Below are 25,461 nucleotides of genomic sequence, written 5' to 3'. Positions count from 1 at the left end.
GTTGATGAAAGTCAGGGCAGTTCAGGTTCGATCCGGTCTCGCCCACCCATCTTTGCGGCGTAGACCCCGGAATCGGCGCGCAGTAACAACGCATCGCCACCCTCGCCTTCACGCCAACTGGCAATTCCGAAACTGGCCGTGACCCGACCCACACCATCCACCGGTTCGGCGCGCAAGGCCGCCCACAGCTCGGCGGCCAGCGCGTAGGCCTGATCGCCGTCGGTGTCCGGACACAGCACCATGAACTCTTCGCCACCGAGCCGACAGAACACGTCACTGCGGCGCAGGCGATGACACAACCGCTGACAAATCGCTTGCAGCACGTGATCACCCACGGCGTGGCCCAGCTGGTCATTGATGCACTTGAAGTGATCGATATCGAGCATGACCACCGCGAAGGTCCCGCCGTGTCGCTCCACCCTCAGCATTTCGGTTTGCAGGCGTTCCTGAAAGTAGCGCCGGTTGTAGAGCCCGGTCAGCGCGTCGGTCACCGACATCGTGCGCAACTCCTCTTCCACGCGCTTGCGCTCGGTTATGTCCACGCACACCGCCAGATAGCCCACCCACTGGTTGTGCTCGTCCAGCACCGGGCTGACTTGCATGTTGACCCGCAGGTGGCTGCCGTCATGGCGCACGAACGTCCAGTCGTTGGCCTGATGGCTGTGCTCCTCGACCGCCTCGACCAGCATCGCGTCGCAGGTTTCGACCGGCCGCCCGTAGCGCTGACTCAGCTCGCAGACATGTTGCGCCAGCTCCGACGGCAGGTGCAACTGGCGCAACGTCAGGATGCCGCAGACGTCGGCGCTGTCGTAGCCGAGCATCTTTTCGGCGCCGATGTTGAACGTGGTGATCACACCATTGAGATCAGTGGCAATGATTGCCACCTGCGTCGTGGCGTCCAGCACGTTGCTCAACTGACTGTGAGCACTGCGCAGTTGTTGCTCGCGCTGGCGCAGTTGCAGCGTGCGCTGCTCGACCAGCCGAATGGCGCGCTGCCGCTGGCTGATCAGGACATACAACAAGGCGCTGAGCATGAAACTGAGCAGCGCGCCTAGGATCACCACGCTGTCGTTGGACGACGGATTGGCGCCGACGAACACCGCCGTGGGCCGCACCTGCAATTGATAACTGCGACCGGCAAAATTGAGGGTCTTGGTGATGAGCAGATCGCTGTCGACCGGCGCGGCGTCCGATTGATAAAGCGCTTCAGGCTCCTGCGCCAAGGTGATGTCCTGAAGGGTCAGCGCCAGGTTGTCCTGCTCGATGGGCGGCAAGCCTTCGGTCATCATCTTGCGCAGGCTGATCACCGCCATCAAGAAACCCTTCAGCGCACCCGGCTCGGCAATGCCTGCGTGGGCACGCAGAAACACCGGCGTCACCAGCAGCACCCCTTGGCGGTTTTCAGACTCCAGCCCCACCAATTCCATGCGCGGAGACGCGGCCATGCCACCGGAACGCAACGCCCGCTCCAAGGTCGTACGGCGCACGCTTTCAGAGTTCACGTCAAACCCCAAGGGCAATGGAACGGTGCTGCGGCTTTGGGTAAAACGCACCGGAAAATACACCGGGCGCACACTCGCCACCGCCAGCCCGCTGTCACCCTTGAGTTCGCGAACGGAATAATCGGCGTGCCCGCCATCACGGGCCTGTCGCTCGAACTGCGCGCGCTCGGCGTCGGCCAGTCTGGGCGCCCAGGAATAGGCTTGCGTGAGGATCAGCAGCGGATGAGCGAAGCCGTTGAATTCTTCTTCGGAGACATCATCGGAATAGACGAAGAACCGGCGCAGGCCGTCCAGGCGACGAATTTGCCCTTCCAGGCGATCCTGAATACGACTGACCCGCTCGGCCGCCAGCAACTCGAAACGCTGACGCAGCTGACGCTGATACACCTCGACATTGGCCAGCGCCAGCAATGCCGTCAGCATCGCGCCTGCGGAAAATACAAGCGCGGCCACCACCCAGGACGAGGTGTCTTCACTGATCAGGCCAAGGATCTTGGCATGGGTCCGGTTAGACGACATAAACAGCACTCAAGGCGCCACAGTGTTGCCGCGACACGTGGCCAGACTTCACTTATAGCCATTCGCCATTAGTTTGCCTAGTGCTACGTGTCGCCCGCTTCAGATGCCGCAGTCAACGGCCGGCTCTGAAGCGGTTTGCTTCTGGCTCAACGCGCGGTGATCTTCCAGGCGCGGTGAATCTTGCCATTGCGGGCGAAGTCCGGATCGATGGTCTGGGCAGTGATTTCCTCGACCGCGTAGCGCTGCGACAGGTTCTCTTCCAACTGGAACTTGCGGAAGTTGTTGGAGAAATACAGCACGCCGCCGCTGGCCAGACGCGCCATGGCCAGGTCGATCAATTGCACCTGATCACGCTGCACGTCGAACACCCCTTCCATGCGCTTGGAGTTGGAGAAGGTCGGCGGGTCGATGAAGATCAGGTCGTACTCGTCGCGGCTGCTTTCCAGCCAAGCCATCACGTCACCCTGTTCCAGACGGTTCTTGTCCGAAAATCCGTTGAGCGACAGGTTGCGACGTGCCCAATCCAGGTAGGTTTTGGACAGGTCGACGCTGGTGGTGCTGCGCGCGCCGCCCTTGGCCGCGTGCACCGAGGCGGTGGCCGTGTAGCAGAACAGGTTGAGGAAGCGCTTGCCTGCCGCTTCACGCTGAATACGCATGCGCATTGGGCGGTGATCGAGGAACAGACCGGTGTCGAGGTAATCGGTCAGGTTGACCAGCAGCTTGATGCCGCCTTCGCTGACCTCGTTGAACTTGCCCTGAGCGCTCTGACGCTCGTATTGCTTCGTCCCGCTCTGGCGCTCGCGGCGTTTGACGATTACGCGGCTCTTGTCGATGTTCAGCGCCTGAGGGATGGCCGCCAGCGCGTCGAACATGCGGATCGAGGCCTTTTCCGGGTCGACCGACTTGGGCGCTGCATACTCCTGAACATGAACCCAGTCGTGGTAGAGGTCGATGGCCATGGCGTACTCCGGCATGTCGGCATCGTAGACGCGATAGCAATCGATACCTTCGCGCTTGACCCACTTGCCCATGGCCTTGACGTTCTTTTGCAGGCGGTTGGCGAACATCTGCCCGCCTTCGCTCAAACGCGGCTGCTCGACCACCGGGGCCGGGGCTGGCTTGATCGGGTTGCCGTTCTTGTTGAGCTTGCGCTCCTGCGCCACGTCCGGCAGCTGGTCGTAGGCCGCCTGCTCACGCTCGGCCTGACGTTGTTCGGGGGTACGACGCTCGCCGGTCACGAATTGATCCGGTTGCACCTTGATCAGCAGCAGTTTGCACGGCAAGGCGCCGTTCCAGAACGCGTATTGTTTGTGGCTGCGGATGCCCATGCGCTTGCCCAGATCCGGCGCGCCAGTGAACACTGCCGCTTCCCAGTTCAGGCAGGCCTGACGCAGACGCTCGCCCAGGTTCTGATAGAGGTACAACAGGCTCGCTTCATCGCCCAGACGCTCGCCGTATGGCGGGTTGCAGATCACCAGGCCTTTCTGGTTCTGGTCCGGACGCGGCTCGAAGGTCGCGACTTCGCCTTGATAAATCTTGATCCATTCCGACAGCCCCGCGCGCTCGACGTTGTTGCGCCCCGGCTGAATCAGACGCGGATCGGCCTCGTAACCACGAATCCACAGCGGCGGCTTGGCAAGCCCCGCCTCGGCACGGGCCAGTGCTTCATCATGCAGCTTGCGCCACAGCGCCGGTACGTGACCGAGCCAGGCCGAAAAGCCCCAACGCTCGCGCTTGAGGTTCGGCGCGATATCGGCGGCGATCATCGCCGCTTCGACGAGGAACGTGCCCACGCCGCACATCGGGTCAGCCAGCGCCCCGCCTTCGGCAGCGATGCGCGGCCAGCCGGAACGAATGAGTACGGCAGCCGCGAGGTTTTCTTTCAACGGGGCGGCGCCCTGCTGCAAGCGATAGCCGCGCTGGTGCAGGCTGTGGCCGGACAGGTCCAGCGAGAGAATTGCCTCGCCCCGGTCCAGACGCAGATGAACCCGCAGGTCCGGGTTGAGCTTGTCGATGGAGGGTCGCGCCCCGTCAGGGGTGCGCAGCTTGTCGACGATGGCGTCCTTGACTTTCAACGCGCCGAAATGGGTGTTGTCGATCCCCGAGCCATGGCCGCTGAACTCCACGGCCAGGGTGCCGTCTGGTTCCAGATGGTCCGCCCAATCGATGTCGTGTACGCCGTGATACAGGTCCTCGGCATTCTTCATCGGGAAGCGCTTGAGCACCAACAGCACCCGGTTGGCCAGGCGCGACCACAGGCACAGCCGATAGGCGGTTTCCATGTCGGCGCTGCCCCGAATGGTCGAGGTGTGTTCGCGGGTGTCTTCGAGGCCAAGCGCAGTGGCTTCCTCGGCGAGCAGGCCTTCAAGGCCTTTGGGACAGGTGAGGAAGAGTTCGTAGCGGTCCGACATGAGGATTCCAGAGCCTTGGGCTTGTGTGGCGGGACAACGCATTGTCCGGCCCGATTCAAAACAGGCGTCTTTCGTGGAGAACGCCTGCGTGGCACACCGGTTGTGCCTATTCGCCGCAACGATACAAGTCGAAAGCGGCAGTAATGCCTGTCAGAACATTCCGACAGGCACATGGATGTTGAAAACTGATATTAAAAAACCACTATTCAGCACGACAACGGCGGTAATAAAAAGTCACATCACTGACCCTTCGTCGTTTTAAATCTGACGTCAATCAGCCATCAGCCGTTCATGAGAACGAGTCGCAAAATGCATGAAGACCCTCGTATCAGGGGCCTTCGCGAAAAAATTACACTCGAAACGCTTCAACGCTTATGGTCTTAAAGTTCCACCGGTTACGTTCTTATGACAAAACGGTCATTCACAGCGTCCGGTGCATTGGTTAGAAATCATCTCAGGCCACCGACGCAACGACGGTGGTACACGCCCGCGACGCCGGCAGCGGGCACCGAAACGGCAGAAGATTTCTGCCCGACCTCAACCTGAGGTCTCCAAGGACATAACAGTCAACAGACGAGGGCAACACCCTATGAGAAGACTTAAGCGTGATCCGTTGGAAAGAGCTTTTTCGCGCGGATATCAATACGGCGTAACTGGAAAATCCCGTGAGCTTTGCCCATTTACTCTACCGTCAGTACGTCAAGCCTGGATCAACGGCTGGCGAGAAGGACGCGGCGACAACTGGGACGGTATGACCGGCACTGCGGGTATCCACAGACTCAACGAACTTCACGCGGTCGGCTGACACACCACAACACAGGTAACCCGACTCAATAAGGTTTCTTACGAGAATTTACAAACAGATTCGCTTCACCACCGCACCATGCACGTCCCATCCGGACGGCGGGCAAGCGCCCAAAGAGGGGTTCCATTCCGGAACCCCTCTTTTTATTCGAGCGCCTTACCGGCCCATCGCCGCAATGGCATCGACCGACTCGCGAATCAGCGCCGGCCCCTTGTAGATAAAGCCCGAATACACCTGCACCAGACTGGCACCGGCCGCGATCTTCTCGGCAGCGTGCTTGCCTTCGGTGATCCCGCCTGCGGCGATGATCGGCAGTTTGCCGCCCAACTCTCCCGCCAGGACCTTGACGATGTGGGTGCTCTTCTCGCGCACCGGCGCACCCGACAGGCCGCCCGCCTCGTCGCCATGGGGCAGGCCTTCGACGCCTTCGCGGCTCAGGGTGGTGTTGGTGGCGATTACCGCGTCCATGCCCGATTCGAGCAGGGCGCTGGCCACCAGCGCCGTTTCTTCGTCGCTCATGTCCGGCGCGATCTTGATCGCCAGCGGTACGCGCTTGCCGTGAGTGTGGGTCAGGGCTTCCTGACGTACGCGCAGGGCTTCGAGCAATTGCTTGAGCGAATCACCGAATTGCAGGCTGCGCAGGCCCGGCGTGTTCGGCGAGCTGACGTTGACGGTGACATAGCTGGCGTGGGCGTAGACCTTGTCCAGACAAATGAGGTAGTCGTCCACGGCGCGCTCGACCGGCGTGTCGAAGTTCTTGCCGATGTTGATGCCCAGTACACCGTCATACTTGGCGGCCTGCACGCGGCTGACCAGATTGTCGACGCCCAGGTTGTTGAAGCCCATGCGGTTGATGATGCCCTCGACGTGAGGCAGACGGAAAATCCGTGGTTTTGGATTGCCCGGCTGTGGGCGTGGGGTCACGGTGCCAATCTCGACGAAGCCAAAACCCAACTGGGCAAAGCCGTCGATGGCCGCGCCGTTCTTGTCCAGACCGGCCGCCAACCCCACCGGGTTGGGAAACTGCAGGCCCATGACTGTCACCGGCAACCGCGCAGGCGCCTTGGTGAACAGGCTGTTGAGGCCCAGCCGACCACCCGCACCGATCAAGTCGATGGACAAATCGTGGGAGGTTTCCGGGGAGAGTTTGAACAGTAACTGGCGGGCCAGGTTATACATGGGCGGGCGCGGCTCGTTTGAGGCTGAAGTCAGCGGCGGATTATAGACGGGGGCAAGGGTGGAGCGCGAGGCATGTCGTGAAGTTTGCGCGAATGCACCGCTTCACTGGCATATGGCTTGCTTGAGTCAAGGTATAGCGTGCGGTCCAACGGCGGATCGCACCCGACAATGACGTCGTCACCGTCCTGGTCTGTACCCGGAGGGTTGCGGCGTTTTTTTATGGAAGGCCCAGTGCTTCGCACACGCCTTCATGCGGAACAACAACCATGAATGACAGCCTCAACACCTCACTGGCCTGGGTCAACGGCAGCGATGCGCCGGAACTGAGCAGTATCGATGTCGGCTTCATGCCGCTGACGGACAGCGCGTCTCTGATCGTCGCCGCCACCCAAGGCTTTTCTCAGCCTTATGGCCTGAACATCCAATTGCGTCGGCAAACCTCCTGGAGCAGCCTGCGCGACAACCTGGTCAATGGCGAACTGCACGCGGCGCACAGCCTGTACGGTCTGGTCTACGCCGCCCAACTGGGCCTAGGCGTGGCGGCCAAAGACATGGCCGTGCTCATGGGCCTGAACCAGAATGGCCAGAGCATCAACCTCTCCGCTGCACTGCAAGCGGCAGGTGTGGTCACTCCTGAAGCACTGGATCGATGCACGCACCAAAGCGGGACAAAACTGACGTTCGCCCAGACCCTGCCCACTGGCAACCACGCCATGTGGCTGTATTACTGGCTCGCGAGCCAGGGCATTCACCCGCTTCAGGACGTCAACAGCGTGGTCGTGCCGCCGCCGAAAATGGTCGAACACCTTGAGGCCGGGCGTATCGACGGCTATTGCGTCGGCGAACCATGGGGCGCCCGGGCCGTCAATCAGCGATTGGGCTTCACCCTGGCCACCAGCCAGACCATCTGGCCCGACCACCCGGAAAAAGTGCTGGGTTGCAGCCTGGAATTCGTCCAGCAATACCCCAATACCGCGCGGGCACTGGTGATGGCGGTCCTCGATGCCAGCCGTTTCATTGAAGAGAACCTCGACAACCGCCGCAGTGCCGCGCAGATGCTCGGCGGCAGTGAGTACGTCAACGCGCCAGTGGAGGACATCGAGGGCCGTCTGCTGGGACAGTACACCGACGGTTTGGGCCATCATTGGCAGGATCACCACGGGGTCAGCTTCCACCGTAACGGCGAGGTGAACATGCCGTACCTGTCCGACGGTATGTGGTTCATGACCCAGTTCCGTCGCTGGGGCCTGTTGCGCGAAGACCCGAACTATCACGCCATCGCACGTCAGGTGCAGCAACTCGATCTTTACCGCCAGGCCGCCGAAGCACTGAACATCAAGGTGCCTGCTTCGCCCATGCGCAGCAGCCAGTTGATCGACGGTAAGGTGTGGGACGGCAGTGACCCGGTGGGCTATGCCCACGGCTTCAAACTGCATGCGCTGGCCGACGCCGCGCCTGACATCAACCAAGGCTGAGGGGCGGGATATGTTGCGCATCCTGCTGATCAACGACACGCCGAAAAAAGTCGGCCGCCTGAAAGCTGCGCTGATTGAAGCGGGTTTCGAGGTGATCGACGAGTCCGGGCTGATCATCGACCTCCCCCAGCGGGTGCAAGCCGTGCGCCCGGACGTCATCCTCATCGACACCGAATCCCCTGGCCGCGACGTGATGGAACAGGTGGTGCTGGTCACCCGTGACCAACCCCGACCGATCGTGATGTTTACCGACGAGCATGATCCCGGCGTGATGCGCCAGGCGATCAAGTCCGGGGTCAGCGCCTACATCGTCGAAGGCATTCACGCACAGCGCTTACAGCCCATTCTCGACGTGGCCATGGCGCGTTTTGAAAGCGATCAGGACCTGCGCGCGCAACTGCACGCCCGGGATCAGCAACTGGCCGAACGCAAACGCATCGAGACGGCCAAAGGCCTGCTGATGAAAATGAAGAACTGCAACGAAGAAGAGGCCTACACCCTGATGCGCAGACAGGCCATGAGTCGTCAGCAAAAGCTGATTCAGGTGGCCGAGCAGATTATTGCGATGAATGAGTTGTTGGGCTGACCGCTCGTTAGCCCTGGCTTTTGATTCTGGGCAAGCGCCGCGCTTACGGCCTTCGGCCAGAAGCATAAACATGGACCTTCTGGCCCAGCTTTTGCTTATTCTGCTTATTGCAACACACAGGTAGCCAACGGCGGTTACCCCACTCACGACAAAGACGTCGCTCACCCTTTTTGCCCTGCGCGAATCGGGTGGCGACGTCTTTTCGTTTTGGCCCCGAAACGGGCCGGGTGGAGCGCCGTGGGCCGCTCCACCTGCAAGACCTGACCCGTGGAGGTACAAGCAGCTTCAGCGACTTGGCCACCGACAACGATTTCCTGCAGATGAGGTGCGACATGAATACGAGTTTCTGGAAGGCCGGCCACAAACCCACGCTCTTTGCAGCGTTCCTTTATTTCGACCTGAGCTTCATGGTCTGGTACTTGCTCGGCCCGCTGGCGGTGCAGATTGCCACCGACCTGCACCTGACCACCCAACAGCGCGGCCTGATGGTGGCTACGCCGATCCTGGCCGGGGCCTTTCTGCGCTTTTTGATGGGCATGCTGGCGGATCAACTGTCGCCCAAGACGGCAGGCATCATCGGCCAGATCATCGTCATTGTCGCCCTGTTCAGCGCCTGGCAACTGGGCATTCACAGCTATGAGCAGGCCCTGCTGCTGGGTGTATTCCTCGGCATGGCAGGCGCTTCGTTCGCCGTCGCCCTGCCGCTGGCCTCGCAATGGTACCCGCCGCAACACCAGGGCAAAGCCATGGGCATCGCGGGGGCCGGCAACTCAGGCACCGTATTCGCCGCATTGATCGCCCCCGTACTGGCCGCCAGTTTCGGTTGGGGCAACGTGTTCGGCTTTGCGGTCGCGCCGCTGGTGATCACCCTGATCGCCTTTTCTCTGATGGCCCGTAACGCACCAGAACGCCCAAAAGCCAAATCCATGGGCGACTACTTCAAGGCACTGGGGGACCGGGACAGCTGGTGGTTCATGTTTTTCTACAGCGTCACGTTCGGCGGGTTTATCGGCCTGGCCAGCGCCCTGCCCGGCTATTTCAATGATCAGTACGGCCTAAGCCCGGTCACGGCGGGTTACTACACCGCCGCCTGTGTGTTCGGCGGCAGTCTGATGCGTCCTTTGGGCGGCGCACTGGCGGATCGTTTTGGCGGCATCCGCACATTGTCGGGCATGTATGCCGTCGCTGCCGTCTGTATCGCAGCCGTTGGCTTCAACCTGCCCAGTTCATGGGCGGCGCTGGCACTGTTCGTTGCAGCCATGCTCGGTCTCGGGGCCGGCAATGGCGCCGTGTTCCAGTTGGTGCCACAGCGCTTTCGCAAGGAAATCGGCGTGATGACCGGTCTGATCGGCATGGCAGGCGGCATCGGCGGCTTCCTTCTCGCGGCGGGCTTGGGCGCAATCAAGCAAAATACCGGCGATTATCAGTTGGGGTTGTGGCTGTTCGCTTTGCTCGGCGTGCTGGCCTGGTTCGGCTTGATGAACGTCAAACGTCGCTGGAGAACCACGTGGGGTTCGGCAGCGGTCACCGCAGCCCGTGTCTGATCCGGCTTTCATGAACGTCCCCGTTTCGCAGAACGCGCCGCTGTTACAGCTGCGCTTCGCCGAACACAGCGCCAGCGGACCGAGGGCGGACAATCAGGACGCCACGCGATTGGTCACCCCTGCCCCCGCTCTGGCGGCCAGCAAAGGTTACCTGTTCGCACTGGCGGACGGCGTTAGCCAATGCGCGGATGGCGGTCTGGCGTCACGGGCGACAGTGCAGGCCCTGGCGCTCGACTATTACTCGACGCCAGAGACCTGGGGCATTTCCCAGGCGCTGGACCGCTTGCTGTCGGCGCAGAATCGCTGGCTGCAAGCCAACAACCTGTTGACCACCCTCAGCACGGTAGTCTTGCGCGGATGCCGCTTTACCCTCGCCCACATTGGCGACTGCCGTGTGTACCGATGGCTGGACGGCGATTTGCAACGCATCAGCGAGGATCATGTCTGGGACCAGCCCGACATGCAGCACGTCCTCAAACGTGCACTGGGGCTGGATCAACATGTGGTCATGGATTATGTCGACGGCCAACTGCGTGAAGGCGAACGCCTTCTGCTGGTCAGCGATGGCGTCTGGGCCACATTGGGTGACGAGCGAATCCGCTCGGTCCTCAACGAGCAGAATGATCTGGACAGCGCGGTGCGCGCGCTGGTCTCGGCAGCCCATCTGTCGGGCAGCCGGGACAACGCAACCGCCCTGCTGATTGAAGTCGAGCACTTGGGCGCCGATGGGCTGGGCGACACACTGGCCCAATTGCAACAATGGCCGACCCCGCCTGCACTCAAGGCAGGCCAGCGGTTCGAAGGCTGGCAGGTCGAGGCGAGACTGGGCGACTCACGGCAATCGCGGATGTACAGGGTGCATGACGCTCACGGGCAACCCTGGCGACTCAAGACCCTGCCCGAGGCGCGACAGGATGACCCTGCAGCAGGTTCGGCGCTGCTGATGGAAGAATGGTTTCTGCGTCGGGTCAGCGGGCGATTCTTTCCCGAAACCCACCCGCTGCCTGAACGTCAGCATCTTTACTACGTGATGCGCGAGTATCCAGGCCAGACGCTGGCACAGGTCTTTGCTCAGGGCGGTCCGATGGCGCTGAATCCTTGGTTGAGCCTGGCGCGCGACCTGATCGGCGCCATTGGCCTGCTGCACCGACGTAACATCGTGCACCGTGACATCAAGCCAGAAAATGTGCTGATCGAGGAAGACGGCGGGTTGCGGGTGCTGGATTTCGGTCTGGCATTCTGTCCCGGCCTGTCGTCCGACACCCCGGGGGATGTCCCCGGAACACCGAGCTATATCGCGCCGGAAGCCTTCGAAGGTGCAAGCCCCTCCCCGGCGCTGGACCTGTATGCCGCCAGCGCGACCCTGTATTTCTTGCTGTGCGGGCATTACCCCTACGGCGAAATCGAAGCCTTCCAGCATCGGCGCTATGCCAACCCGATCCCCGCGAGCCGCTATCGGCCGGACATGCCCGAATGGCTGGATCGACACCTGCAACAGGCTTTGCATGCCAATCCTGCAAAGCGTTTCGAGACCGCCGAAGAGTGGTTGCTGCAACTGCAGCAGGGCGAGCTGGCGACACTGAACACACGCCCCAAACCTTTGCTGGAGCGCGAACCCCTCAGGGTGTGGCGCGCGATTGCAGTGCTCTCTCTGGCGATCAATCTGTTGTTATGGATCTGGTTATTCAAGCACTGAAACGGCGTCGTTTAATCACATCCAACCGTATAAATCCCGCTCCACTCCCAATCTGCACCCTCACGGCGCACCGTGAAAAAGAAAAACCCGGCCTGGGCCGGGTTTTTCGCAAAGCATGGGCTAATTACTTAGCTTGGGCTTCGACTTGTGCTTCTACGCGACGGTTAACAGCGCGGCCAGCTTCAGTAGCGTTGTCAGCCACTGGGCGGGTTTCGCCGTAGCCAACCGAGTTCACGCGGTTAGCGCCAACACCGTACTGGTTAACCAGAACTTGTTTAACGGCGTTTGCACGACGCTCGGACAGTTTCTGGTTGTAAGCGTCAGGACCGACGGAGTCAGTGTGACCTTCAACAGTGGTGGTGGTTTGTGGGTACTGCTTCATGAAGTCAGCCAGGTTTTTAATGTCGCCGTAGCTGCTTGGCTTGACGACCGACTTGTCGAAGTCGAATTTCACGTCCAGCTCAACACGAACGACTTCAGCAACAGCTGGGCAGCCGTTGGCGTCAACAGTGACGTTAGCCGGGGTGTCCGGGCACTTGTCGACGTTGTCGCACACGCCGTCGTTGTCGCTGTCGGAGCACACTTCAGCCACAGGAGCTGGAGCTGCTTCAACTTTCTTCGAACCGCCGCCGAAGTTCACACCGATACCGACGCTTGGTGCCCACTCGGTGTCACCTTGGTCGATGTTGTACTGAGCTTCAACGCCAGCACGGGCGTAGAAGTTATCGGTGAAGTACAGCTTGGCACCAGCGCCCAGGTTGGCGAAGGTGGAGCGGTTACGGCCGCCACGGTCGTTTTGACCGATGCTTTGGTCAGAGAAACCAGCCGAAACGTACGGACGCAGCATGTCGCCCGGGTTGTTGAAGTGGTACAGAGCGTCCAGAGCAGTGTTGGCGCCCTTGATGTTACGGCCGCTGTCGCTGCGAACGTTGTGCACTTCGTCGTAACCCAGACGCAATTCAACGTCGTCGGTCAGGAAGTAGCCAACAGAACCGCCGAACAGGTTGCCGTTATTTTTAAAATCACGAGCGCTGTCGAACTGTTCTTTCTTGGCAAAGCCTTCGATTTCGACTGCGCCTTGGCCTTGTGCCAGCGCGCCGAACGAAGTTGCGGCAACAATAGTACCAATGGCCAAGCCCAAGGTGTTTTTCAGTTTCATCCGTTAAATCCCCATCTGGTGATTGTGAAGCAGTCTCCCTAATCGAGAGACAACTCATCGGCAAGTCTATCAGAACTTGCCTGCCCGTTAGAGATATTTGCTCCGAGTTAAGTTTCGGTAACGCCTGCAAATTTCTCACGTAGTTTATCGAGTGCCCGTTTGTAGCGCATTTTCGTGGCACTCAGGCCCATGTGCATTATGTCTGCGATCTCCTGAAATTCCAGTTCGGCGACGAATCGCAGCACCAGAATCTCCCTGTCAATCGGGTTCACGTGCACCAGCCAGCGATCGAGTCCACCCTTCTCTTCAGGCTTTGGCGTCTTCTCTTCCGACGCTTCCTCAAGAGGGTCAAGACTCAAAGCATCCATCAAGCGACGCTTTCGCCTCTCCTTTCGATACTGCGTGATGCATTCGTTGTAGGTGATGCTGTAGAGCCAGGTCTTGAATTTCGATTTCCCCTCGAAATTCTTCAAGCCATACAACACCTTAAGCATCACCTCCTGACAGACATCGTCAGCATCGCGATCGTTCCCTAAATAGCGTGCGCAGACATTAAAAAGTGTCCGCTGGTAGCGCCGCATCAGCTCCTCGTAGGCCCGAGTCACGTGAAACAACTCGGCGTGCGCGCGCGCCACCAGCTCCTCATCAGAGAGCTCGCGGGGGTCGTAACGCAGTGAGTGCGATTGGGGTTTGTTCAAAACAGAGTGTGCCGACAGTCAGTTCAATATCCGCCACATCCCGGCTTCACCGGGATTTTGCGGCGGCATACATTATCAGATTTGCCGGTTCAGCGGCTGCTGACGCGCTGTTCGAGCAGGATCCGGTTCGACAAGCTCACCAGTTCTCCCTCATCGGTCAGCAGCGTGGTTTTCACCGTGCCAATCTCTTCGATCTGCCCTTCGACCTCTCCAACCCGCACTTGTTGCCCTACCTGGTACAACTCCCGTACATAAATACCCGCCAGAATCTGACTCGCGATTTCGCGACTTCCCAGACCCATGGCCAGCGCAACCGCCAGACCAACGGTAATCAAACCGATGACGATGACGTGGTTCAGCAAGTCGGTTTTCACCTCCAATTGGCTGATCGCCACCGAAATGCTGATGATGATGACCAGCCACTGGGCCACACGCCCCAGGCCTGCTGCGTAATCAAGACCTACGCCTTCGGCTGCGCCACGCACGACACCATTGGCCACCTGAGCCAGCAGAACACCAACCAGCAGAACCAATGCTGCGCCGAAGACCTTCGGCAAGTACAACGCCAGCATGTCCAGGGTCGCGGAGACCCGTTCAAGGCCGAGGGATTCTGCCGCTGACACCAGGAAAATCAAGAGCACAAACCAATACACAATCTTTCCGATCAGGGTCGAGATGGGCACTTGAATGCCTGCGCGACTGATCAGTTTAGTCAGCCCGGTGCCGCCCATCAGACGGTCCAGACCCAGTTTTGCCAACAACTTGGACAACAGCGTATCGAGCAGCTTGGCGACCACGAAACCCAACAGAACAACCACCAGGGCCCCGAACAGGTTCGGGATGAAGTTCGCCACTTTGGTCCACAACGCAGTCATTGCGGTGACCAGACTCTGTGTCCAGAGATCCAATTCCATATTCAATCAGCCTTGTCTTGAGCACTGGAAACATCAGTGCCGGCAATCGTCGCCTTACGACGGGAAACAGGTGAAACGTGAGCCGAGCCGTTGTTCACGGCGATCATCAGGCCCTGCACACAGCGACCGAACAAGCTGAACAGGTCACCGGCACCGACCTGGCGGTTCGCCGTTTTCAGGACGCGCCCCAAAACCGCGTCGTCATCCCGGCTGGAGGACGACGAATTGAGCATGTCTCGCAGTGATTCTTCAAACGGGTCGTGCATGGGCACCTCACGTGATGTCACTGAAAGACGCCAACGTTTGTGCACGAGTCACACAACACCTCTGAGAAACGCCACTTTTTTACCCATTACATCCACCGCAGGCGCTTGAAGAGCCAGATTTGCCCGGCGGCGAGCGCGATCATCAAGCCACACGCCAGCATGAAGCCATGGGTATTGTCGGCGCCCGGAATGCCCCCGACATTGATCCCGAGCAACCCGGTAATGAAGCTCATCGGTAGGAAGATCCCGGTGATAATCCCAAAGCGATACATGGTTCGGTTCATGCGCTCATTGAGGCGTCGGTCTTCGGCCTCAAGCACCAGTCCCACACGCTCACGCGTCAGTTCCAGCTCTTCCAGATATCGCGTCAGGCTGTTGTTCAGCTCGTTCCAGTAATCCGCATCGTCCTCGACGAACCAGGGCATTTTGCTGCGGCTTAACTGCGCATAGATGTCTCGTTGCGGCGCAAGAAATCTGCGCATGCCGGCTGCCCGTCGGCGGATATGCACCATATTGCCATGCTCAGGCAGATACCGTTCGTCGGCATCTATGCGTTCTTCCATGTCGTCGGCCAGTTCCGTTAGCTCAGTAACAACGGCCTGGACCTTGTCGGTGAGTAACTGAGCCAGATAAACCAGCAATTCTGAGGCGGTTTTCGGCCCTCTGCCCTCAGTGAGCAGCCCGATCAACTCGTCAGTGGCACGCAGTGAGCGCAGACGCAGCGAAATCACCCGCTGGGCCTCGGCGAAAATCCGCACCGAGACCATGTCTTCCGGCTCGGCCCCCGGATTGAGGTTGACCCCGCGCAAAAACAGCAGCAGCTCGTTCTCCGGTAATGGCAACAGTCGTGGCCGGGTGTTTTCTTCCAGCATCAGGTCGCAGACGAATTCGCTCAGCCCACTGGACCTGCGCAACCACGTCTGCGTTTGAGGATGGCTGCGATCCCAGTGCAGCCACACGCTTTCGTGCGGCGCCAGTTGCAGCGTATCCAGATCAGTGCGAGCGATCGCGCGCGCCCCACCTTTTCCATCCAGCACCAGGGCGTGCACCAGGCCCCACTGCGCATTCGAATCATCAACCATTCACTTTCCTTGCTGTCCCGTACGGCGAAAACGCCGGTTACTCCGGCATTTTCAGGGGGCTTGGGGAGACAATGATGCCGTTGTTGTCGGCATACACATACTCACCCGGGCGGAACGTCACACCACCGAAGCTGACCACGACATTCAAATCGCCCAGTCCACGCTTGTCAGTTTTGAGTGGATGACTGGCCAATGCCTGCACACCGAGGTCGGTCTGTGCCAGGACATCGACATCACGCACACAGCCGTAGATCACCATGCCTTCCCAACCGTTTTTGGCCGCTTTTTCCGCCAGCATGTCGCCCAGCAATGCACGACGCAGCGAACCACCGCCGTCGACCACAAGGACCTTGCCTTTGCCATTCTGCTCGGCTTGTTCGCGCACCAGCGAGTTGTCCTCGAAACATTTGAGGGTGACGATTTCTCCCCCGAACGAATCACGACCACCAAAGTTGCTGAACATCGGCTCGACCACCTGAATCAGCTCAGGGTAGGCGTCGCACAGATCCGGCGTGATGTAATGCATGGTGAACTCCTGTCAGTGAGGCTGTTGCCCAAGGAAAACCCGCTTTCGGCAGGCTCGGATCGCTCGCACGTCTGACCGCGCAGCGCATCACAATGCTTCCTTATATAGAACAAAAACCTGACCGACGAGTATTGGAAGCCTCCCCGACCGTCGATCGCTCGACCAGTGCTAGCTTAGCCCCGCGCAACCGACAGAGGAACGCCTGAACAGTCGCGGACTCAGGAAGTTGCCAACATGTTCAGCGTTGATTCAGGCTGCACGGTGAGCATTCGCCGCTTGAGCCAGTCTTCGACACGCGGCCAGACCTGCGCTTGGGCGGCCTTGCTGACCAGCATTTGCACATGACCGAAGTCTTCGGTGAACCCTTGCTCACGCCCCAGCAGCAAAAATTCCTTTTCTTCAGCACCGATCTGTTCGAACAGCTCACGGCAGGCCCACTCCGGATCTTGCTGATCGCCCACAGCGCCAACGCACAGCGTCGGCACGTCGACATGGCGCAAGCCCGACCACCAGTCTTCCTTCTTGTCACCAAAACGGCCGAACAACCCGTGCCAGCGCATGTTTTCCAGAACGATCCCCATGGGCTCATCCTCGGGACCACGCTTGAAGCGCGCCCCGGAGACGTGGTCAAAGCGCTTGAGGATCAGGCGCGTGCTCCACGTCAACGGCGGCACTTTCAGGGGCCAGTAGGTGCGAGTGACCTGACTGCCAAACATCGCAACAGAGGCCGCCTGTTTCGTCGTCAGGTAATGACCGCCCAGCGCCGCCGCCAGAGTGGTGCCGCCCAGGGAATGGCCGATCCAGTGAGGCGTTTGCCCGGTCTGCTCAATGACAAAATCCGCAATGGCGGGCAAGTCGTAGCGCGCGTAGTCGGCCACACGATTGTGACGATAGGCCTCGTTGCGCGCCGACAGGCCATGGCCACGCATTTCGGGAATCCACACGTCGAACCCGGCGCGAGCCAGCCAGGCGCCCAGACCGATACCTTTCGGGGAATACCAGAAGCGGCGGTTGGCAAAACTGCCATGCAAAAGAATCACCGGCACGCCCCGGACATCCGGCGTCGCCACCAGGCCCAGCCGGGTCACGGCCAGCTCGACGGTGAAATCCAGGCTGTTGCCGGGCTTGAGACGGTACACGTCCTCGATCAGATCGCCGCGTCGTTCGGCGCTGATCAAGGCCACAGGAAAGAGGTTGCTGCTGCTCTGCATATCGCTTTTGCTTGACTCAAAATGGTTCATGACCCGAGAGAACCACGTCAGGTCTGTCTCGGTGATGAACTATTTGTCTGAATTTATCTGAACATTTGGCATAAAAAAGGGCGGAATCATTGAGACCGCCCTTTTCAAGAGAATCGGCCCGCCGAAACGGGCCAGCATCTTACTCGATTGTGTTACGCAACGAGAATCACTTTGGCGCATCCTGCTCGGACAGGAAGAACCAGGTCTCCAACACCGAGTCTGGGTTGAGCGAAACACTCTCGATGCCCTGTTCCATCAGCCAGCGCGCCAGATCCGGGTGGTCCGACGGGCCCTGTCCGCAGATGCCGATGTACTTACCGGCCTTGTTACAAGCCTGAATGGCGTTGGACAGCAGCTTCTTGACCGCCGGATTACGCTCATCGAACAGGTGCGCAATGATGCCGGAATCCCGGTCCAGACCGAGCGTCAGTTGGGTCAGGTCGTTGGAACCGATGGAGAAGCCGTCGAAGAATTCGAGGAATTCATCGGCCAGCAAGGCGTTGGACGGCAGTTCGCACATCATGATCACGCGCAGACCATTGTCGCCACGGGCCAGACCGTTTTCGGCCAACAGATCGACGACCTGGCTCGCCTCGCCCAAGGTGCGGACGAAAGGCACCATGATCTCGACGTTGGTCAGCCCCATCTCGTTGCGCACGCGCTTGAGCGCACGGCACTCCAGCTCGAAGCAGTCACGGAAGTTCTCGCTGATGTAACGCGACGCACCACGGAAGCCCAGCATCGGGTTTTCTTCTTCCGGCTCGTACAGCTTGCCGCCGATCAGGTTGGCGTATTCGTTGGACTTGAAGTCCGACAGGCGCACGATGACCTTTTTCGGGTAGAAAGCCGCCGCCAGGGTGCTGATGCCTTCCACCAGTTTGTCGACGTAGAAACCGACCGGGTCGTTGTAACCGGCGATGCGCTTGTCGACGCTTTCCTTGATATCCAGCGGCAGGTTCGGGTAGTTCAGCAGTGCTTTGGGGTGCACGCCGATCATGCGGTTGATGATGAACTCCAGACGCGCCAGACCGATACCGGCGTTGGGCAACTGGGCAAAATCGAATGCGCGATCCGGGTTACCGACGTTCATCATGATCTTGAACGGCAGCTCCGGCATGGCATCGACGGAGTTCTGCTTGACGTCGAAGCCCAGCTCGCCTTCGAAGATGTAGCCGGTGTCGCCTTCGGCACAGGAAACGGTCACGCCCTGGCCGTCTTTCAACAGCTCAGTGGCATTGCCGCAACCGACCACCGCAGGAATACCCAGCTCACGGGCGATGATCGCTGCGTGGCAGGTACGGCCGCCACGGTTGGTGACGATGGCGCTGGCGCGCTTCATCACCGGTTCCCAGTCCGGGTCGGTCATGTCGGAGACCAGCACGTCGCCGGCCTGAACCTTGTCCATCTCGGACACGTCCTTGATGATGCGCACCTTGCCCGCGCCGATGCGCTGACCGATGGCACGGCCTTCGGCCAGTACGGTGCCCTTCTCTTTCAGCAGGTAGCGCTCCATGACGTTAGCCGAGCTGCGGCTCTTCACGGTTTCAGGACGGGCCTGAACGATGTAAAGCTTGCCGTCGTCACCGTCCTTGGCCCACTCGATGTCCATCGGGCACTGATAGTGCTTCTCGATAATCATCGCCTGACGCGCCAGGTTGCTGACCTCTTCGTCGGAGAGGCAGAAACGCGCGCGGTCAGCGGCTTCGACGTCGATGACCTTGACCGACTTACCGGCCTTGGCTTCGTCGCCGTAGATCATCTTGATGGCTTTGCTGCCCAGGTTGCGACGCAGAATCGCAGGGCGACCAGCTTCGAGGGTGTTTTTGTGGACGTAGAACTCGTCCGGGTTCACCGCGCCTTGAACGACGGTTTCACCCAGGCCGTAAGCGCCGGTGATGAACACCACGTCACGGAAGCCCGACTCGGTGTCCAGGGTGAACATCACGCCTGCAGTGCCCGTCTCGGAACGGACCATGCGCTGAACACCAGCAGACAGGGCCACCAGCTTGTGGTCGAAACCCTGGTGCACGCGGTAGGAAATGGCGCGATCGTTGAACAGCGAGGCGAAGACTTCTTTCGCCGCGCGGATCACGTTGTCGACGCCGCGAATGTTGAGGAAGGTTTCCTGCTGACCGGCGAACGACGCGTCGGGCAGGTCTTCTGCGGTGGCGGAAGAACGCACGGCCACGGCGATATCCGGGTTGCCTGCCGACAGCGCAGCGAATGCCGTCCGGATTTCGGTGTTGAGCCGCTCGGGGAACTCGGCCTCCATGATCCACTGACGAATCTGCGCGCCCGTCTTGGCCAGCGCGTTGACGTCGTCGACATCCAGGGCATCGAGCGCCTTGTGAATCTGATCGTTAAGACCACTCTGCTCAAGAAAATCACGATAGGCCTGAGCTGTAGTGGCGAAGCCTCCGGGGACGGAAACGCCTGCGCCCGCCAGATTGCTGATCATCTCGCCGAGGGATGCGTTCTTGCCCCCCACATGCTCAACATCATGTTTGCCGAGCTTATCGAGGGAAACTACGTACTCTACCAAGGTGATCTCTCCACTAACCGGTTTGTTGTTGGGAAAAGCGTTGGCGCTGGAATCACAGGAAAAGCGGATTCTGCGCACGTGTGGTCTGGATCTTGAAGTCTGACGCGTAAAACTCGTTAGAATGCGGCCAGTCATGGCACGCAAGCGCGCCTATGATATCCAAGAATCGTCACCAGCTTAAGGCCCAAGGCGCAAATGAAACGATCCGCTTTCTTTATCTCCGACGGCACCGGCATCACTGCCGAAACCCTTGGCCAGAGCCTGCTAGCGCAGTTTGAAAACATAACCTTCAACAAGTTCACGAGGCCCTACATCGACAGCGTCGAGAAAGCCCGTGCCATGGTCGCGCAAATCAACAAGGCCGCCGAGAAGGACGAAGTGCGTCCGATCATCTTCGACACCATCGTCAATCAGGACATCCGCGAGATTCTGGCGACATCCGACGGTTTCATGATCGATATCTTCTCGACCTTTCTGGCCCCGCTGGAACAGGAGCTTAGTTCACACTCCTCCTACTCGGTGGGCAAATCCCACTCCATCGGTCACAACTCCAATTACATGGAGCGGATCGAAGCGGTGAACTTCGCACTGGACAACGACGACGGCGCCCGCACCCACTATTACGACAAGGCCGACATCATTCTGGTGGGTGTTTCGCGCTGCGGGAAGACGCCTACCTGTCTATACATGGCGATGCAATTCGGGATTCGCGCGGCCAACTACCCGCTGACCGAGGACGACATGGAGCGTCTGCAATTGCCGGCCGCGCTCAAACAACATCGGGCGAAGTTGTTCGGTTTGACGATTGACCCGGATCGCTTGACGGCCATACGTCATGAGCGCAAGCCGAACAGTCGTTACTCCAGCTTTGCGCAGTGTGAATTCGAAGTGAGAGAAGTGGAAAATCTGTTCCGCCGCGAGAACATTCCGCACATTAATTCCACACATTTTTCGGTCGAGGAAATCTCGGCGAAAGTGTTGGTGGAGAAAGGGGTTGAGCGGCGGTTCAAGTAATCTGCCAACTGCATCGCTATGCCCTTTTTAGCAGTCCGGCTTACCGGCGGTGGCGTCTCCACAATCGCTGCCGACGGCAAGACGGACTGCTACAGAGGTACGTGTGATATCAAAAAGAATCGCCCGGCACGCGCACCCAACCCTCCATCAACACCCGCGCACTGCGGCTCATGATGGCTTTCTTGACTTGCCATTCGCCTTCGACCAGAGCCGCTTCGGCGCCCACGCGCAGAGTGCCCGAGGGGTGCCCAAAGCGTACCGCGCTGCGTTCTCCGCCACCCGCCGCCAGATTGACCAGCGTCCCCGGAATCGCCGCCGCCGTGCCAATTGCCACAGCGGCAGTGCCCATCATCGCGTGGTGCAGTTTGCCCATGGACATCGCGCGGACCAGTAGATCGACGTCGTCCACTGACACGCGTTTGCCGCTGGACGATACGTACTCGCCGGGTTTTGCGACAAAAGCGACCTTCGGCGTGTGCTGACGCTTGGCGGCCTCATCGACATGAGCGATCAGGCCCATACGCACGGCACCATAGGCGCGGATCGTTTCAAAGCGGCTCAAGGCTGCCGAATCACCGTTGATGGCGTCCTGCAATTCGGTGCCGGTGTAGCCGATGTCGCTGGCATTGACGAAAATCGTCGGGATACCGGCGTTGATCATTGTTGCCTTGAGGGTCCCGATACCCGGCACCTCAAGGTTGTCCACGAGATTGCCAGTGGGGAACATGGAGCCGCCTGCACCCTCCTCTTCTGCGGCCGGGTCCATGAACTCAAGCTGGACTTCGGCCGCCGGAAAGGTCACGCCATCCAGTTCGAAATCGCCGGTCTCCTGCACTGCACCGTTCGTGATCGGCACGTGGGCGATGATGGTCTTGCCGATGTTGGCTTGCCAGATGCGTACCACGGCTACGCCGTTTTGCGGGACACGTGCCTCATCGACCAGCCCATTGCTGATCGCGAACGGCCCGACAGCGGCTGACAGGTTGCCGCAGTTGCCACTCCAATCGACGAACGGCTTGTCGATGGAGACTTGGCCAAACAGGTAGTCGACGTCGTGGTCGGCCTTGATGCTTTTCGACAGGATCACCGTTTTGCTCGTGCTGGATGTGGCGCCACCCATACCGTCGATCTGCTTGGCATAAGGATCGGGGCTACCGATCACCCGCAGCAACAGGGCATCGCGGGCCGGGCCTGGGACCTGCGCCGCGTCAGGCAGATCCTGAAGGCGAAAAAACACACCCTTGCTGGTGCCGCCACGCATGTAGGTGGCGGGGATTTTGATTTGTGCTGTGTGGGCCATGAAATAGATTTCCTTAAATGATGCGTGGCCGTATGGGAGATTCTGCGTTGACTGGTCAATTGCATTCGCCACCAAGGCGGCTCCGACAGTAGTTGCGTCGAATCCGGATTTTTCGTTCACACCGAACCTGTGGGAGCCGGCTTGCTGGCGAATGCGGTCTTTCAGTCAATCAGCCAGTTGCCGATCCACCGCATTCCCCAGTGAGCCAGCTCCGACACGGATGGCATTCAAAATCACAGACATACGCCGTACGACAGATTCCCCTCAAGCCACAGCGGACGATTCGAGGAAGTCTTGAGCGAAGCGCTGCAACACGCCGCCCGCTTCATAGATCGACACTTCTTCGCCCGTGTCCAACCGGCAGGTCACCGGCACCTCCAGGCGCTGACCATCCCTTCGCTGAATCACCAGTGTCAGCGTGGCGCGGGGGGTGCGTTCGCCGATCACGTCAAACGTTTCGGTGCCATCGATACCCAGCGTGGTGCGATTAGTGCCCGGCTTGAACTCCAGCGGCAACACGCCCATCCCCACCAGATTCGTCCGATGGATGCGTTCGAAGCCTTCAGCGACGATGGCCTCGACCCCTGCCAACCGCACGCCCTTGGCCGCCCAGTCTCGCGACGAACCTTGGCCGTAATCCGCACCAGCCACGATGATCAGCGGCTGTTTGCGGTCCATGTACGTCTCGATGGCCTCCCACATCCGGGTCACCTTGCCTTCCGGCTCAATCCGCGCCAGCGAACCCTGTTTGACCTTGCCGTTCTCCTGAACCATTTCATTGAACAGCTTCGGGTTGGCGAAGGTAGCGCGCTGGGCCGTCAGGTGATCGCCCCTATGGGTTGCGTAGGAGTTGAAGTCCTCTTCCGGCAGGCCCATTTTCGCCAGGTACTCGCCCGCCGCGCTGTCGAGCATGATCGCGTTGGACGGCGAGAGGTGGTCGGTGGTGATGTTGTCTGGCAATACCGCCAGAGGGCGCATGCCTTTGAGCGTGCGCTCGCCCGCCAGTGCGCCTTCCCAATACGGCGGACGACGAATGTAGGTACTCATCGGGCGCCAATCGTACAACGGCTCGACCTTCGGACCGGTGTCGTCATGCACCGCGAACATCGGGATGTACACCTGCCGGAACTGCTCGGGTTTGACCGACGCCTTGACCACTGCGTCGATTTCTTCGTCGCTGGGCCAGATGTCCTTCAGGCGGATTTCTTCGCCATTGGCGCCAATGCCCAGCACATCTTTCTCGATGTCGAAACGGATAGTGCCCGCGATGGCGTAGGCCACCACCAGCGGTGGCGAGGCGAGAAACGCCTGTTTGGCGTAGGGATGAATCCGCCCGTCGAAGTTGCGGTTGCCCGACAGTACAGCGGTGGCGTAAAGATCACGATCGATGATTTCCTGCTGAATCACCGGGTCCAGCGCCCCGGACATGCCATTGCAGGTAGTGCACGCGAACGCCACCACGCCGAAGCCCAGTTGTTCCAGTTCGTGAGTCAGCCCGGCTTCGTCGAGGTAAAGCGCCACCGCTTTGGAACCCGGTGCCAGCGAGGATTTCACCCACGGTTTGCGCGTCAGTCCGAGCCGATTGGCATTGCGCGCGATCAACCCCGCTGCGATCACGTTGCGCGGGTTGCTGGTATTGGTGCAACTGGTGATGGCGGCGATGATGACCGCACCGTCCGGCATTTGACCGGGGGTTTGCTCCCATGCGCTGGCAATACCCTTGGCTGCCAGATCCGAAGTCGCCACCCGGGCGTGCGGGTTGGAAGGCCCGGCCATATTGCGCACCACGCTGGACAGGTCGAAGCTCAGCACCCGTTCATATTCCACATCCGCGAGGCTGTCGGCCCATAGCCCGGTGTATCTGGCGTAGGTTTCCACCAATTTCACCTGCTGATCGTCACGACCGGTCAGGGTCAGGTAATCGATGGTCTGCTGATCGATGGAGAACATCGCCGCCGTCGCGCCGTATTCCGGAGCCATGTTGGAAATGGTCGCGCGGTCGCCGAGGGTCAACGCACGAGCGCCTTCGCCGTAAAACTCAAGATAAGCGCCGACAACCTTCTGTTTGCGCAGGTACTCGGTCAACGCCAACACGACGTCGGTGGCCGTGATACCCGCTTGCGGGCGGCCCGACAGTTCAACGCCGACGATGTCCGGCAGGCGCATCCATGACGCCCGGCCAAGCATGACGTTTTCCGCTTCCAGCCCGCCAACGCCAATGGCGATCACGCCCAGTGCGTCGACGTGTGGGGTGTGGCTGTCAGTGCCCACCAGCGTGTCAGGAAACGCCACGCCATTGAGGGTCTGAATGACTGGCGACATCCGCTCCAGGTTGATCTGGTGCATGATGCCGTTGCCCGGCGGGATCACCTCGACGTTCTTGAACGCCTGCTTGGTCCAGTTGATGAAGTGGAAGCGATCTTCGTTGCGCCGGTCCTCGATGGCGCGGTTCTTGGCGAAGGCATCCGGGTCGTAACCGCCACACTCCACGGCCAGCGAATGGTCGACAATCAATTGCACCGGCACCACCGGATTGACCTGCGCCGGGTCTCCGCCCATGTCAGCGATGGCATCACGCAAGCCTGCCAGATCCACCAGCGCGGTCTGGCCGAGAATGTCGTGACAGACCACACGGGCAGGAAACCACGGAAAATCGAGGTCACGCTTGCGTTCGATCAATTGGGTCAGCGAAGCCTTGAGGGTCGCCGGATCGCAGCGGCGCACCAGGTTTTCAGCCAGTACGCGTGAGGTGTACGGCAAGGTGGCGTACGCGCCCGGCTTGATGGCATCGACGGCCTCACGGGCGTCGAAATAATCCAGAGACGTGCCAGGCAATGGCTTGCGGTATTCAGTGTTCATCGTCAGAACTCGGTCACGGTTGGTTCAAAAAAAGCCGGGGCCTGAAGCCCCTCTCTCGTAGGAGCGCGCCTGCCCGCGATTGCGTTCTGCCTGATACAGAAGTGTTGAATGACACCACGCAATCGAGGGCAAGGTGGAACGCC

At 59.9% G+C, this 25,461-nt stretch carries 19 protein-coding genes; 6 read left to right on the top strand and 13 right to left on the bottom strand.

Annotated elements, in window-relative coordinates:
• Positions 1-11: 11 nt before the first annotated feature.
• Positions 12-2,021, bottom strand: a complete 2,010-nt coding sequence (locus tag ACI5GA_RS28475) for a diguanylate cyclase (protein WP_421425285.1) — start codon at positions 2,019-2,021, stop codon at positions 12-14.
• 146 nt (positions 2,022-2,167) lie between these two features.
• Entirely contained in the window at positions 2,168-4,432 is a 2,265-nt protein-coding gene (gene rlmKL, locus ACI5GA_RS28470; protein WP_404638180.1) for a bifunctional 23S rRNA (guanine(2069)-N(7))-methyltransferase RlmK/23S rRNA (guanine(2445)-N(2))-methyltransferase RlmL, read from the bottom strand.
• Between the two features lie 589 nt (positions 4,433-5,021).
• Here rlmKL and rmf point away from each other — a divergent pair.
• Positions 5,022-5,237, top strand: a complete 216-nt coding sequence (rmf, locus tag ACI5GA_RS28465; protein ID WP_010223328.1) for a ribosome modulation factor — start codon at positions 5,022-5,024, stop codon at positions 5,235-5,237.
• A gap of 156 nt (positions 5,238-5,393) precedes the next feature.
• On the opposite strand, the gene ACI5GA_RS28460 is transcribed toward rmf, so the two are convergent.
• Positions 5,394-6,416 (bottom strand): quinone-dependent dihydroorotate dehydrogenase, encoded by a 1,023-nt coding sequence (locus ACI5GA_RS28460; RefSeq protein ID WP_404638182.1) that lies wholly within the window; start codon positions 6,414-6,416, stop codon positions 5,394-5,396.
• 266 nt (positions 6,417-6,682) lie between these two features.
• Here ACI5GA_RS28460 and ACI5GA_RS28455 point away from each other — a divergent pair, with 266 nt between their 5' ends.
• From ACI5GA_RS28455 to ACI5GA_RS28440, 4 genes are all read left to right on the top strand, one after another.
• The gene (locus ACI5GA_RS28455; RefSeq protein ID WP_404638184.1) at positions 6,683-7,891 is read left to right on the top strand and encodes a CmpA/NrtA family ABC transporter substrate-binding protein; all 1,209 of its coding nucleotides are present in this window, start codon (positions 6,683-6,685) and stop codon (positions 7,889-7,891) included.
• 10 nt (positions 7,892-7,901) lie between these two features.
• Positions 7,902-8,477, top strand: a complete 576-nt coding sequence (locus tag ACI5GA_RS28450; protein ID WP_404638186.1) for an ANTAR domain-containing response regulator — start codon at positions 7,902-7,904, stop codon at positions 8,475-8,477.
• 332 nt (positions 8,478-8,809) lie between these two features.
• On the top strand, positions 8,810-10,021 hold the full coding sequence (locus ACI5GA_RS28445) for a nitrate/nitrite transporter (protein ID WP_421425284.1): 1,212 nt from the start codon (positions 8,810-8,812) through the stop codon (positions 10,019-10,021).
• A 10-nt stretch (positions 10,022-10,031) separates the two neighbouring features.
• Positions 10,032-11,717 carry a protein kinase domain-containing protein gene (locus tag ACI5GA_RS28440; RefSeq protein WP_421425282.1) on the top strand — a complete coding sequence of 562 codons (1,686 nt, stop codon included), beginning with the start codon at positions 10,032-10,034 and terminating at the stop codon, positions 11,715-11,717.
• A gap of 124 nt (positions 11,718-11,841) precedes the next feature.
• Here the strand turns inward: ACI5GA_RS28440 and ACI5GA_RS28435 are convergent, their stop codons facing one another.
• From ACI5GA_RS28435 to ppsA, 8 genes are all read right to left on the bottom strand, one after another.
• Positions 11,842-12,876: an OmpA family protein gene (locus ACI5GA_RS28435; protein WP_404638192.1), complete on the bottom strand. Its 1,035-nt coding sequence runs from the start codon at positions 12,874-12,876 to the stop codon at positions 11,842-11,844.
• 107 nt (positions 12,877-12,983) lie between these two features.
• Complete coding sequence (sigX, locus tag ACI5GA_RS28430; RefSeq protein ID WP_404638194.1) at positions 12,984-13,574, bottom strand: RNA polymerase sigma factor SigX; 591 nt, start codon at positions 13,572-13,574, stop codon at positions 12,984-12,986.
• Between the two features lie 89 nt (positions 13,575-13,663).
• A complete protein-coding gene (locus ACI5GA_RS28425; RefSeq protein ID WP_421425280.1) occupies positions 13,664-14,488 on the bottom strand; it encodes a mechanosensitive ion channel family protein in 825 nt (274 codons plus the stop codon).
• Positions 14,489-14,490: 2 nt separating this feature from the next.
• Positions 14,491-14,754 carry a CrfX protein gene (locus ACI5GA_RS28420; RefSeq protein ID WP_404638198.1) on the bottom strand — a complete coding sequence of 88 codons (264 nt, stop codon included), beginning with the start codon at positions 14,752-14,754 and terminating at the stop codon, positions 14,491-14,493.
• Positions 14,755-14,840: 86 nt separating this feature from the next.
• Positions 14,841-15,836 carry a zinc transporter ZntB gene (locus ACI5GA_RS28415; protein ID WP_421425277.1) on the bottom strand — a complete coding sequence of 332 codons (996 nt, stop codon included), beginning with the start codon at positions 15,834-15,836 and terminating at the stop codon, positions 14,841-14,843.
• 37 nt (positions 15,837-15,873) lie between these two features.
• On the bottom strand, positions 15,874-16,362 hold the full coding sequence (rraA, locus tag ACI5GA_RS28410; RefSeq protein ID WP_404638201.1) for a ribonuclease E activity regulator RraA: 489 nt from the start codon (positions 16,360-16,362) through the stop codon (positions 15,874-15,876).
• A 218-nt stretch (positions 16,363-16,580) separates the two neighbouring features.
• Positions 16,581-17,573 (bottom strand): alpha/beta fold hydrolase, encoded by a 993-nt coding sequence (locus tag ACI5GA_RS28405; RefSeq protein WP_421425275.1) that lies wholly within the window; start codon positions 17,571-17,573, stop codon positions 16,581-16,583.
• Between the two features lie 196 nt (positions 17,574-17,769).
• Complete coding sequence (gene ppsA / locus ACI5GA_RS28400; protein ID WP_404638205.1) at positions 17,770-20,145, bottom strand: phosphoenolpyruvate synthase; 2,376 nt, start codon at positions 20,143-20,145, stop codon at positions 17,770-17,772.
• Between the two features lie 195 nt (positions 20,146-20,340).
• On the opposite strand from ppsA, the gene ppsR reads away from it, so the two are divergent.
• Positions 20,341-21,159, top strand: a complete 819-nt coding sequence (ppsR, locus tag ACI5GA_RS28395) for a posphoenolpyruvate synthetase regulatory kinase/phosphorylase PpsR (protein ID WP_108238036.1) — start codon at positions 20,341-20,343, stop codon at positions 21,157-21,159.
• 109 nt (positions 21,160-21,268) lie between these two features.
• Here ppsR and prpF read toward each other — a convergent pair whose 3' ends face one another.
• A complete protein-coding gene (gene prpF, locus ACI5GA_RS28390; protein ID WP_421425271.1) occupies positions 21,269-22,459 on the bottom strand; it encodes a 2-methylaconitate cis-trans isomerase PrpF in 1,191 nt (396 codons plus the stop codon).
• 264 nt (positions 22,460-22,723) lie between these two features.
• Entirely contained in the window at positions 22,724-25,318 is a 2,595-nt protein-coding gene (acnD, locus tag ACI5GA_RS28385) for a Fe/S-dependent 2-methylisocitrate dehydratase AcnD (protein WP_421425268.1), read from the bottom strand.
• Between the last annotated feature and the right edge of the window lie 143 nt (positions 25,319-25,461).

It is taken from the genome of Pseudomonas sp. Pseu.R1, assembly GCF_045764065.1.
Classification (GTDB): Bacteria; Pseudomonadota; Gammaproteobacteria; order Pseudomonadales; family Pseudomonadaceae; genus Aquipseudomonas.
This window is presented reverse-complemented; position numbering and strand designations above follow the sequence as displayed.